This window comes from Microtetraspora malaysiensis, from assembly GCF_050947145.1.
Lineage (GTDB): Bacteria > Actinomycetota > Actinomycetes > Streptosporangiales > Streptosporangiaceae > Microtetraspora_A > Microtetraspora_A malaysiensis.
This window is the reverse complement of the sequence record NZ_CP191998.1, coordinates 6,970,891-6,982,123: the sequence shown is the minus strand read 5'-3', so window position 1 is coordinate 6,982,123 and position 11,233 is coordinate 6,970,891. Positions and strand designations below refer to the sequence as shown.

The window sequence follows — 11,233 nt, the reverse complement described above, 5'->3', positions numbered from 1 at the left end:
GATCGAACAGATGGCGTCAGCTTGGGCCAGGCGGCGGATCGGCAGCCTCGGGGAAATCCCTACGGGGTTCCCCCTACTTGATCCCTTAGTGAAGGTCCTCCTACTTTTCTCTCTAGCGAGGCTTCGGGCCCAGACGGGCGCCTCGCCAGGCGCAAGAGCCGGCCGGAGCCGAGCCTCCGGCCGGTGATCCAAGAAACACGACGTAATCGCAGCACGTCCCTGCCCCCGGGTGCCTTGGAGAGTTCGGCGTGACCATCGAGATCCGCGGCCTGACGAAGGTGTTCCAGGGACGAGTGCGGGCGCTGGCCGAAGTGACGCTCAGCGTCCCCAGCGGCGTGTTCGGCCTCTTCGGCGCCACCGGAGCCGGGAAGAGCACACTGCTGCGCATCCTCGCCGGGCTCGTCCGCCCGACCAGCGGGAAGGTCGAGCTGGACGGCAGGGAGCTCGTGGGCCCGGTCGGCCGGGACGTGGGGCTCCAGATGGTCGGGTACGTGCCGCAGGCGCCCGGACGGTACCCCGACCTGACCGTGCCCGAGTACCTGAACTACGTCGGCCTGTCCCGGGGGCTGGACGACCGGACCCTCCGGCGGCGGCGCATCGCGGAGGTGGTGGAGCTCGTCGGGCTGGCCGAGGCGGCGCACCGGAACATGGCGGAGTTCGGCGGCGAACTGCTCCGGCGGGTCTCCGTCGCGGCGGCGCTGATCACCGATCCCCGGCTGCTGGTGATCGACGAGCTGCCCGGCCGGCTCGCCCCGGACGAGCGGGCGAGCCTGTGGGAGCTGGCCGCCGCCCTGGGCGAGGAACGGATGGTGATGGTCAGCTCCCGCACGATGGACGACGGCCTGCTCCGTGTCTGCGGGGGGATGGCGGTGCTCGCCGATGGCCGCGTCACCTACTCCGCCGAGGGCGACCGGCTGCCCTGACCTCGCGTCGGTGCGGCTCGCGGCGCGTACGCGCACGCGGGCGGTCAGGCGGGCGGGGGCGAGGTGGGCGAGAGCGCCACCACGGCCTCGGCGGTGTAGGCGAGGAAGGTCAGCGTTTCCTGGAAGTAGAGCTGGACGGCGGCGTCGTCGTGGTCGAGGTAGCCGATCGAGACGTCCTGGCCGATGTGCAGCTCGAAGTCGCCGCCGCGGGTGGACAGCAGGAAGGCGCCGTCGATGGCGGGCGCCCAGATGATCTCGCCGCCGAGGACGCGGGCGATGTGATCATGGATCGGGTAGCCGTGGTCGGTCGCCTCACTGACGGCGGTGTAGGCGTCGGCGCCGAGGGCCAGGCTGTACGGGCCGTCGACGCCGGCCAGCCGCAGCGCGCTCATCGCCCGGCTGACGGCGCCGGGGTAGCCGGGTACGTCCGCGGGGAGCGGGATCGCCGGAAGGGAGGAGGCGGCGCGGAGGCCGATGACGCCGGCCGCGGGGTAGCCGTCGAAGATCACGCGGTCCTCGGCGAGGGCCATCTGGCGGGCGGCGTCCTTGACCGGCTGCCAGTCGGCGTCCTTGGCGCCGCGTTCGACGGCGTCGACCTGCTGCCGGTCGACGGTGAAGGGCGCGCGCAGTTCGACGATCGGCTGGGAGCGCCGCGTGCGGGCGACGACACCGTTCACGGGAGGCTCGGCCGGTTGCAGGTGCCCGGTGCCGACCGCCGACAGCCGCGCCCCTTCCGGCCCCACGACGTCCACGACGCGACGGCCGGCCACGTGCCGGCGGAACGTGCGCCGCGCCTCCTCCTCCAGGTCCGCCCACGCGGCGTCGGAGATCGGCGCGAGTTCCCGATGCAGGTTGTTCATCGAACGTCGCTCCCTTTGAGATCGCCGATGCCCAGGGACTGCTGGGGCGGCCTCTCCCTGTCATCTGGCACGCCCGCGTCGCCGCGTACCCAATCCTCGGCCCGGTCCTCGGCCCGGGGTGCGGCCGCGACGGCGGGCAGGTCGGGCGGATCGTCGAGGAAGCCGACGCTGGGGGCGAAGAAGAGGCCGCCGGTGACGGGGGTGGAGAAGTCCAGGAGCCGGTCGTGCCTGGCCGGCGGGTCGCCGAGGAACATCCGCTCCAGCATCCGTTCGGTCACCGCCGGGGTGCGGGCGTAGCCGATGAAGTACGTGCCGAACTCGCCGCTTCCCACCGTGCCGAAGGGCATGTTGTCGCGCAGGATCTCGTGCTTGGTGCCGTCGGGGTCGACGATCGTGTTGAGGGCGACATGTGAGTCGGGCGGCTTGACGGCGTCGTCCAGCTCGATGTCGGACAGCTTCCTACGGCCGATCACCATCTCCTGCGCCTCGACCGGCAGGGCGTTCCACGCCCGCAGGTCGTGCAGGTACTTCTGCACGATCACGTAGCTTCCGCCGGCGAATCGCGGGTCCTCCGCGCCGACCAGGACGGCCGCGCCGGCCGCCGGGCCGACCGGGTTCTCCGTCCCGTCGACGAAGCCCAGCAGGTCGCGTACGTCGAAGTACTTGAACCCGTGCACCTCGTCGCGGACCGTCACCGCGTCGCGCACCCGATCCATGATCTCCGACGCCAGCGCGAAGCACAGGTCCGGCCGCTGCGCCCGGACGTGGAACAGCAGGTCGCCCGGTGTCGCCACGGCACGGTGGACGGGCCCGGCCAGCTCGCGGAACGGGTGCAGCTCGGCGGGGCGCGGCCCGGCGAACAACCGGTCCCAGGCCTGCGACCCGATCCCGGTGACGCAGCTCAACCGGCCTTCCTGCGCCCGGAAACCCACCGCCTTCTGCAGGCCCGACAGCTCGGTCAGTAGATCCCGTACCCGGGACTCGCCGCCCGGGTCGATCGTCACGACGAGGAAGAGCGCCGACCTGGTCAGTGGGCGCAGCACCTCCTGCGGGAGCGGTTCCACCATCGCGTTCACCTCGTGGTACGCGATGGATGCGTCGTGGTGGGAGCTCCGGTCACCTACCGAGCAATGCCCCGGCCCTGAGACACCACACGGAGCCGTCGGCAACGAACGCGCCATCCAGCCGCCAAACGCAGTCAACCCCGCATATTTCCGGCGGTGGGCCTCAAATCAATACATAGGCAGGTTTGGGGGCGGCTTGGCGCGGCCGGAGTTCCGCGCGGGCAGGGACCAGACGGACATGCTCCTTGCGGGAGAGGATGACGGCGAGATGGCGGGCGAGGAGAACCGGCGGCCGGCCGCCGCCAACCGGGTCTTCGAAGAGACGGACGAGGGGTACCGCACCTCCGCGCGCGGACTGGAGGTGCTGCGCGAGCCGCTGCTGAACAAGGGGACCGCGTTCACCGCCGAGGAACGCGACGAACTCCACCTGCACGGTCTGCTGCCGACGGCGGTGGAGACGCTCGACCAGCAGGCGCGCCGGGTGTACGCCCAGTACCAGGCGCAGGCCACCGACCTGCTGAAGAACATCTACCTGGAGGCGCTGCGCGACCGCGACGAGGTGTTGTACTACCGCCTGCTGTCCGATCACCTGCGGGAGATGCTGCCGATCGTCTACGACCCGACCGTCGCGCAGGCGATCAAGAACTACAGCCACGAATACCGCCGGCCCCGGGGCGTCTACCTGTCCGTCGACGACGTGGACGGCATCGAGCACGCCTTCGCCGACCTGGGACTGGGCCCGGACGACGTGGACCTGGTGGTGGCCTCCGATGCCGAGGAGATCCTGGGCATCGGCGACTGGGGGGTCGGCGGCGGCGCCGGGATCACGGCCGGCAAGCTCGCCGTCTACACCGCCGCGGCCGGGATCGACCCGGCACGCGTCGTACCGGTGGCGCTCGACGTCGGCACCGGCAACGAGGCCCTGCTGAACGATCCCGGCTACGTCGGCAACCGGCACACGCGGGTGCGCGGGCAACGGTACGACGACTTCATCGACGCGTACGTCACCACCGCCACCCGGATGTTCCCGGGAGCCCTGCTGCACTGGGAGGACTTCGGCCCCTCCAACGGGCGGCGGATCCTGGAGAAGTACACCGGCCGCATCCCTACCTTCAACGACGACATGCAGGGGACCGGCGCCATCGTGCTGGCCGCCATGCTGGGCGCCGTCCGGGCGTCCGGGACGCCGATGCGCGACCAGCGGATCGTCGTCTTCGGCGCCGGCACCGCGGGCATCGGGATCGCCGATCAACTGCGGTCGGCGATGGTGCGGGACGGCCTGGATCCGGACACCGCGACCCGGCGCATCTGGCCCGTCGACAAGCAGGGCCTGCTCCTCGACGACATGACCGGCCTGCGGGACTTCCAGACTCCGTACGCCAGGCCCGCCGAGGAGGCGCGCGACTGGAAGCGGGACGGCGGCATCGGCCTGCTGGAGGTGGTCGAGCGGGTCAAGCCGACGATGCTGCTCGGCACCTCGACCGCGCACGGCGCCTTCACCGAGCAGGTGGTCCGCGCGATGGCGGCCGGCGTCGACCGGCCCGTCATCTTCCCGATCTCCAACCCCACCGAACGGATCGAGGCGATGCCCGCCGACCTGCTGCGCTGGACCGACGGCCGGGCCCTGATCGCCACCGGCATCCCGGTCAACCCGATCACCTACGGCCGGGTGACCTACGTGATCGCGCAGGCCAACAACGCGCTGCTGTACCCGGGACTGGGACTGGGCACGATCGTGGCCCGCGCGCGGCGGGTCAGCGACGGCATGCTGCAGGCCGCGGCCGAGGCCGTGGGCGGCATGGTGGAGGTGTCCGCGCCGGGCGCGTCGCTGCTTCCCCAGGTGGAGAACCTGCGGGAGGTGTCGGCGACCGTCGCGGTCGCGGTCGCCGAGCAGGCCGCGCGGGAGGGCCTGGCCCGCGCCGACCTCAAGGACCCGGTCCAGCAGGTCCAGGACGCGATGTGGCAGCCGGTGTACCGGCGGGTCAGGGGGCGGTAGCCGTGACCGCGGACGATCGACGCGCCGGCTCCGGGCCGCCCGTACACGACGTGCCCATCGGGCTCACCGGCTCCGGCACCCGCACCGAGACCGATTCCATCGGCGAGATCCAGGTGCCGGCCGACCACTACTGGGGCGCGCAGACCCAACGATCGCTGATCCACTTCGACATCGGCGACGACCGCATGCCGAAGGAGGTCTACCACGCGTACGGCTACATCAAGAAGGCCGCGGCGATCGTCAACGGCGCCGCCGGGCGGCTGCCCCACTGGAAGGCCGACCTCATCGCGCGCGTCGCCGACGAGGTGATCGGCGGCGACCTCGACGCGGAGTTCCCGTTGTACGTCTGGCAGACCGGCTCGGGCACCCAGTCGAACATGAACGTCAACGAGGTGATCTCCAACCGGGCGATCCAGCTTCTCGGAGGCGAGCTCGGCAGCAAGCACCCCGTGCACCCGAACGACCACGTGAACATGTGTCAGTCCTCCAACGACACCTTCGTCACCGCCATGCACATCGCCGCCGTCCAGATGATCGAGGCCCGGCTGCTGCCCGCCCTGGACCGGTTGCGGCACGCCGCGGAGGCGAAGAGCCGTGAATGGGAACACGTGGTCAAGATCGGCCGAACCCACCTGGAGGACGCCACCCCGCTCACGGTCGGTCAGGAATGGTCCGGATATGTCGCGCAGCTCGCCGACGCCACCGACCACCTGCGCCATGTGGCGCGCGAGCTGTACCGGCTGGCGATCGGCGGGACCGCGGTCGGCACCGGCCTGAACGCGCCGCCCGGTTTCGGCGACGAGGTGGCCGCGCGGCTGGCCGAGCTGACCGGCCGCCCCTTCACCAGCGCGCCCAACAAGTTCGCCGCTCAGGCCTCCTGCGACGCGCTCGTCCGCGTGTCCGCGGCGACGCGCGCCCTGGCCGCGCCGCTGTTCAAGTTCGCCAACGACCTGCGCTGGCTGGCGTCCGGACCGCGAACCGGCCTTCAGGAGCTCGTCCTCCCCGCGAACGAGCCGGGCTCGTCGATCATGCCGGGCAAGGTCAACCCGACCCAGGCCGAGGCGATGCTGATGGTGGCCATCCAGGTGATCGGCAACGACACCGCCGTCTCGATCGCCGGCGGGGAGGGCAACTTCGAACTCAACGCGTTCCGCCCGATCATCATCGACAACGTTCTGCATTCGGTGCGGATCCTCGCGGACATGATCGATCACTTCCGCCGCTTCCTCGTCGAGGGTGCCCGCGTGAACCGCGGCAAACTCGCCGACAACCTGCGCCGCTCCATCATGATGGTCACCGCGCTCAGCCCGGTCATCGGCTACGACAGAGCCGCCCGGATCGCCCACCGCGCCCTCGACGAGGACCTGACCCTGGAGGAGGCCGCGCTGAAGTCCGGGGTCAGCCGCGAACTGTACGAACGCGTCGTCGTCCCGGAAAACCTCACCCGCCCCGGAGTCGCCGAGGCCGGTGACGGGGACGCCGCGGGCGGATCGCGTTGACCCGACGCGCCCCCGTGCGGGCTTCCATCTGGAACAACCCGGGAACAACTCGGGCGATCGCAGCATTCGCCCTTTTCCCTGGCTTTCCGTGCTGCCGCCCGAGGCGGTGACAGACTGGTCCGAGCGCTGTCCACACAGCGGTCATACCTGCTCTGACCTGCGGCGATGGGAGTGCCGATGGCGGACGGAAACGACGTTTTCGATGTAATCGTGATAGGTGCCGGACCCGTCGGGGAGAACGCGGCGAAGCGCGCCGTACGGGGCGGCCTGACGGCCGCGGTCGTCGAGGAGCGCCTGGCGGGCGGCGAGTGCGCCTACTACGCGTGCATCCCGAGCAAGGCGCTGCTGCGGCCGATGGGACTGGCGGCCGAGGTGAGCCGGGTCCCCGGGCTGGAGCTGCGCGGCCCGATCGACGCCGCCGCGGTGCTGGCCCGCCGCGACGAGACCGTGTCCAACCTCGACGACAGCGGCCAGGTGAGCTGGATCGAGAACGTCCCGGCGACATTCGTCCGGGGCCGCGGACGCCTGGCCGGGCCGTTGCAAGTCGAGGTGACGACGCCGGACGGCGGCGTCCGGCCGCTGCGGGCCCGGCACGCCGTCGTCATCGCCACCGGCAGCGACCCGTGGATCCCCGACACGCCCGGACTGCGGGAGGCGCGTCCGTGGACGAACCGGGAGGCGACCAGCGTCCAGCAGGTGCCCAAGCGCCTGGTCGTGATCGGCGGCGGCGTGGTCGCCTGCGAGATGTCCCAGGCGCTGCACTCCCTCGGCGCCCAGGAGACGACCGTGTTCGTGCGTGGCGACCGCCTGCTCGCCCGGACCGAGTCGTTCGCCGGCGAGCTGCTGGCGAAGTCGTTCCAGGACTCGGGGATCGACGTGCGCTTCAGCCGCTCGTGCATCCGCGTCGAGCGGTCCGCCCCGGGCGGCCCGGTGACCGTCCACACCGACGACGGCTCGGTGATCGAGGCCGACGAGATCCTCGTCGGCACCGGACGGCGGGCGGCCGTGGGTGACATCGGCCTGGACACGATCGGCCTGCCTGCGGTCGGCCCGATCGAGGTGGACGCGAGCATGCGGGCGACGGGCGTCCCCGACGGCTGGCTCTACGCCGTGGGCGACGTCAACGGGCGCAACCTGCTCACCCACATGGGCAAGTACCAGGCCCGGATCTGCGGCGACGTGATCGCCGCCCGCGCCCAGGGGCGGCCCGACAACCTGCGGGCGACGCGCGACATCGCCGACGACCAGGGCGCCCCCCAGGTCATCTTCACTGACCCGCAGGTCTGCGTGGTCGGCCGCACGGAGGCGCGGGCCCGCGCCGACGGCTTCGCCGTACGCGCCGTGGAGTACGACATCGGCGCGGTCTCCGGCGCGTACCTGCAGGCCGACGGCTACACCGGCCGGGCGAAGATCGTCGTCGACGAGGACCGCCGCGTGCTTCTCGGCGTCACGTTCGTCGGTCCGGCCGTGGTCGACCTCCTCCACTCGGCCACCGTCGCGGTGATCGGCGAGGTCACCCTCGACCGGCTGTGGCACGCGGTCCCGTCGTTCCCGACCGTGAGCGAGATCTGGCTGCACCTGCTGGAGGAGTACGGCCTGTGACGGTCAGCGGCGGCAGGTGAGGCGCAGCCGCCCCCAGGAGGTGTTGGCGTAACCTCTGGGGTTCCACAGCGCCGCCGGTGACTCGGGGTGTGTGGCGCCCGCGCCGTCCCAGGCGCGGGCCACGATCTCCGCCTCGCCCTCGGGCAGGACGAGGGCGGTGCGCCAGAGCCGCCAGGCCCAGGGGCTCGCCGGCGCGTCCAGCTTCGCCTGGGTCCACGTACGCCCGGCGTCCGGGGAGACGTCCACGCGGGCGACGCCGCGGCCGTCGCCGGCGAACGCGTACCCGATGATCTCGGTCGGTCCGGGCGGCACCCGGGAGCCGTGCTCGGGGCGCAGGATGTCGCAGGTGAGGGCGACCGGCCCGAGCGGGATGCCGGCCCCCGGCCCGCACCGGGAGGGATCGGCGCCGGGCGGCAGCATCCGGTACGCGACGGCCTGGAAGTAGCCGTCGGAGGGTTCCGCGCGGGCGGTGACGCGGTCGAGCCATTTCACGCTGCGGGCGCCGATCCAGCCCGGCACGATCGCGCGCAGCGGGGCGCCGTGGACGGCGGGCAGCGGATGGCCGTTCATCGCCCAGGCGAGCAGCACCTCGTCCGCGGTGGCCTTGACCACGGGGATGGAGCCGCCGTAGAGCTGGGGCGGGTCCGCCTCCCGCGCCATGTCCGGCGCCGCGAAGGCGACGTGCGCGGCCTCGGGACGCAGGCCCGCCTCGGTGAGCACGTCGGTGAGGCGCGCACCGGTCCAGGACGCCGTGGACACGGCGCCGGACCGCCAGGGGTCCTCGCCCGGGATGTCGCGGACCTCGATCAGCTCGGCACGGCGGTTGCCCGCGCACTGCAGCGTCGCGATCACCTCGTACGCGGGGAAGCGGGAGCGCAGCTCCTCCAGCGAGAGCCGCGACGGGCGCTCGACCAGCCCGTCCACCTCCAGCCGCCAGGTGGCCGGGTCGACGCGGGGGATGGGCCCGTGGTTGCGGCTGTAGAAGGTGTCGAGCGGCGTGGTCAGCCGCTCCGCCAGGGCGGACGTGGGCGGTTCGGCGTTGAACGGCTCGTCCGTGTGAACGAGCATGTCATCCCTTTTGTCCCACTTAGTCATGTCTCACGGGTACCCCGAGGCGAGTAGGCGATGCGCGACCGCCGGCCCCGCGCGAGGCGGCCGAACTCAATCGCCGGTGGCCGCCGCGCTCCTACTCGGGCCGCCCGGGGCCTTGCGGCCACGCGCGCTGCCGACGATCGGCAGCACCAGGACGGCCAGCACGCCACCGATCCACAGCACTACTCGGTGCCGGGGGTCTTGCGCGTGGTCACGTTCATGCGGTTCCAGGCGTTGACCGTGAAGATCAGTGCGATGAGCTGGGCGAGCTCCTCGTCGTCGAAATGCCGCGCGGCCTCGTCGTACACCTCGTCCTCGACCCCCTGGGGCAGCAAGGTCACCGCCTCGGTCAGTGCCAGCGCGGCGCGCTCCTTGGCGGTGTAGAGGCTGGATTCCTGCCAGGCGCTCAGCTGGTAGATGCGCGCCTCGGTCTCACCCGCCCGGCGGGCGTCGCCGGTGTGGTAGTCGATGCAGTACGCGCATCGGTTGATCTGCGAGGCGCGGATCTGCACCAGCTCGACCAGGACCGGGTCCAGCCCCTCGCGGGCTGCGGCGTCCAGTCTCAGTACGGCCTTGAAGACCTTGGGGGCGACGGTCGACATGTTCATGCGTGCGGGAATTGCAACGTTCGTCATGTCTTCGACCCTAGAAGCGTGAGCGGCCCAAGATAGGGTGCATTCTCATGGATGTTTTGTGGGTCAATTTCCGACACCGGATGTGGCGGTGAGCGGCCTGCCCCCGGACGGCGGCAGCGACCTGCACCTGGAGCTCACCGGCGGCGGTGGCGCGCGCGTGCGGCTGATGCGGGCGCTGCGCGAGGCGATCCGTTCGGGGTTGCTGGCGCCCGGCACCCGGCTGCCGCCCTATCGCGCCCTCGCCCTTGACCTGGGAATCGCCCGCAACACCGTGGCCGCCGCGTACGCCGAGCTCGTCGAGGAAGGCTGGCTCACCTCACGTCAAGGCTCCGGCACGTACGTCGCGCATCGCGCCGCACCCCTCGAACCCGACCGCCGGCGCTTCCCCGATCGCCCGTCCCGCCTGCGCGTCATCCACGACCTGATGCCCAGTTCCCCCGACGCCGCCGCCTTCCCGCGCTCGTCCTGGATCACCTCGGCCCGGCGCGCGCTGGCCGCCGCGCCCAGCGACGCCTTCGGCGTCGGAGACCCCCGCGGCCGGCCGGAGCTGCGCCAGGCGCTGGTGGACTACCTGGCGCGAACCAGAGGCGTGCGCACCAAGGCCGAGCACATCGTGATCTGCTCGGGCTACGCGCACGGGCTGCGGCTGGTGTGTCAGGTGCTGGGCGGCCCGGTCGCCGTCGAGGCGTACGGGCTCGACTTCCACCGCTCCATCCTCACCGGGGCGGGCCTGACGACCGTGCCGCTCACCGTGGACGCCCACGGCGCACGCATCGAGGAGCTGCCGGCCACGGGCGCGAAGGCCGTCCTGTTGACGCCGGCGCACCAGTACCCCACCGGAGGCGCCCTGCACGCCGAACGCCGCGCCGCGGTCATCGACTGGGCGCGTGCCACGGGCGGTCTGCTGCTGGAGGACGACTACGACGGCGAGTTCCGCTACGACCGCGAACCGATCGGCGCCGTCCAGGGCCTCGACCCTGACCGCGTCGTCTACTTCGGCTCGACGAGCAAGAGCCTGTCACCCGCGCTCCGACTCGGCTGGATGGCGTTGCCCGGCCGGCTGGTGGACGACATCGTCGCCGCCAAGGGCCCGCGCGAGCTCTGGTCGGGCGTCACGGACCAGCTCACCCTGGCCGACTTCATCACCTGCGGCGCCTACGACCGCCACCTGCGCCGCACGCGCGGGATCTACCGGCGCCGTCGTGACCTGCTCACGGCCACGCTCGCCGAACGCGCCCCGCACATCACCGTCAGCGGCATCGCCGCGGGCCTGCACGCCGTCCTCGATCTTCCCGCGGGCAGCGAGCAGGCGACGCTCCGCGCCGCCCGCCGCCTGGGCCTCGCCGTGGAGGGCCTGGGCCCCCACCGGCACCCCGGCAGCACGATGCCGCCGCGCGACGGTCTGGTCATCGGGTACGGCACTCCACGCGAGCACGCGATCGCCGCCGCGCTGGACGCCCTCTGCCTCGCCTTGCCCGACGCGCCATAGGATGCGCGCCGCTGGGGTACCTGGAGATACAGAAAAGGGAACCACATGGTGGCCAACCAGGGACAGCATGGCT

9 protein-coding genes are annotated in these 11,233 nt (G+C 71.9%); 5 read left to right on the top strand and 4 right to left on the bottom strand.

The genetic code is table 11. The features are described from left to right. The first annotated feature begins 248 nt into the window (after nt 1-248). Nucleotides 249-923 (top strand): ATP-binding cassette domain-containing protein, encoded by a 675-nt coding sequence (locus tag ACQP1V_RS32885; protein WP_433414029.1) that lies wholly within the window; start codon nt 249-251, stop codon nt 921-923. Nucleotides 924-967: 44 nt separating this feature from the next. Here the strand turns inward: ACQP1V_RS32885 and ACQP1V_RS32880 are convergent, their stop codons facing one another. Next, nucleotides 968-1,783, bottom strand: coding sequence for a family 1 encapsulin nanocompartment shell protein (locus ACQP1V_RS32880; protein WP_433414027.1), 816 nt, complete (start codon nt 1,781-1,783; stop codon nt 968-970). Further along, a complete protein-coding gene (locus ACQP1V_RS32875; protein WP_433414025.1) occupies nt 1,780-2,850 on the bottom strand; it encodes a Dyp-type peroxidase in 1,071 nt (356 codons plus the stop codon). The genes ACQP1V_RS32880 and ACQP1V_RS32875 overlap by 4 nt, the downstream gene beginning before the upstream one ends. Nucleotides 2,851-3,085: 235 nt before the next feature. Between ACQP1V_RS32875 and ACQP1V_RS32870 the strand changes: the two genes are divergently transcribed. From ACQP1V_RS32870 to ACQP1V_RS32860, 3 genes are all read left to right on the top strand, one after another. Beyond that, complete coding sequence (locus ACQP1V_RS32870; protein WP_433414024.1) at nt 3,086-4,843, top strand: NAD-dependent malic enzyme; 1,758 nt, start codon at nt 3,086-3,088, stop codon at nt 4,841-4,843. A gap of 2 nt (nt 4,844-4,845) precedes the next feature. Further along, nucleotides 4,846-6,342 (top strand): class II fumarate hydratase, encoded by a 1,497-nt coding sequence (gene fumC, locus ACQP1V_RS32865; protein ID WP_433414022.1) that lies wholly within the window; start codon nt 4,846-4,848, stop codon nt 6,340-6,342. A gap of 177 nt (nt 6,343-6,519) precedes the next feature. Further along, nucleotides 6,520-7,944, top strand: a complete 1,425-nt coding sequence (locus tag ACQP1V_RS32860; protein ID WP_433414021.1) for a dihydrolipoyl dehydrogenase family protein — start codon at nt 6,520-6,522, stop codon at nt 7,942-7,944. Nucleotides 7,945-7,947: 3 nt separating this feature from the next. Here the strand turns inward: ACQP1V_RS32860 and ACQP1V_RS32855 are convergent, their stop codons facing one another. Together ACQP1V_RS32855 and ACQP1V_RS32850 are read right to left on the bottom strand one after the other, a co-directional pair. After that, on the bottom strand, nt 7,948-9,012 hold the full coding sequence (locus tag ACQP1V_RS32855) for a sulfite oxidase (protein ID WP_433414019.1): 1,065 nt from the start codon (nt 9,010-9,012) through the stop codon (nt 7,948-7,950). Nucleotides 9,013-9,218: 206 nt separating this feature from the next. After that, a complete protein-coding gene (locus tag ACQP1V_RS32850) occupies nt 9,219-9,671 on the bottom strand; it encodes a carboxymuconolactone decarboxylase family protein (protein ID WP_387410268.1) in 453 nt (150 codons plus the stop codon). An 88-nt stretch (nt 9,672-9,759) separates the two neighbouring features. On the opposite strand from ACQP1V_RS32850, the gene ACQP1V_RS32845 reads away from it, so the two are divergent. After that, nucleotides 9,760-11,160: a PLP-dependent aminotransferase family protein gene (locus tag ACQP1V_RS32845; protein ID WP_433414017.1), complete on the top strand. Its 1,401-nt coding sequence runs from the start codon at nt 9,760-9,762 to the stop codon at nt 11,158-11,160. The last annotated feature ends 73 nt before the right edge of the window (nt 11,161-11,233 follow it).

Excerpts from the sequence above, each read along its gene's own strand:
- ACQP1V_RS32850 (WP_387410268.1), bottom strand. The coding sequence starts at position 9,671 with ATGACGAACGTTGCAATTCCCGCACGCATGAACATGTCGACCGTCGCC.
- ACQP1V_RS32860 (WP_433414021.1), top strand. The coding sequence starts at position 6,520 with ATGGCGGACGGAAACGACGTTTTCGATGTAATCGTGATAGGTGCCGGA.
- ACQP1V_RS32855 (WP_433414019.1), bottom strand. The coding sequence starts at position 9,012 with ATGCTCGTTCACACGGACGAGCCGTTCAACGCCGAACCGCCCACGTCC.
- ACQP1V_RS32870 (WP_433414024.1), top strand. The coding sequence starts at position 3,086 with ATGCTCCTTGCGGGAGAGGATGACGGCGAGATGGCGGGCGAGGAGAAC.
- ACQP1V_RS32880 (WP_433414027.1), bottom strand. The coding sequence starts at position 1,783 with ATGAACAACCTGCATCGGGAACTCGCGCCGATCTCCGACGCCGCGTGG.
- ACQP1V_RS32875 (WP_433414025.1), bottom strand. The coding sequence starts at position 2,850 with ATGGTGGAACCGCTCCCGCAGGAGGTGCTGCGCCCACTGACCAGGTCG.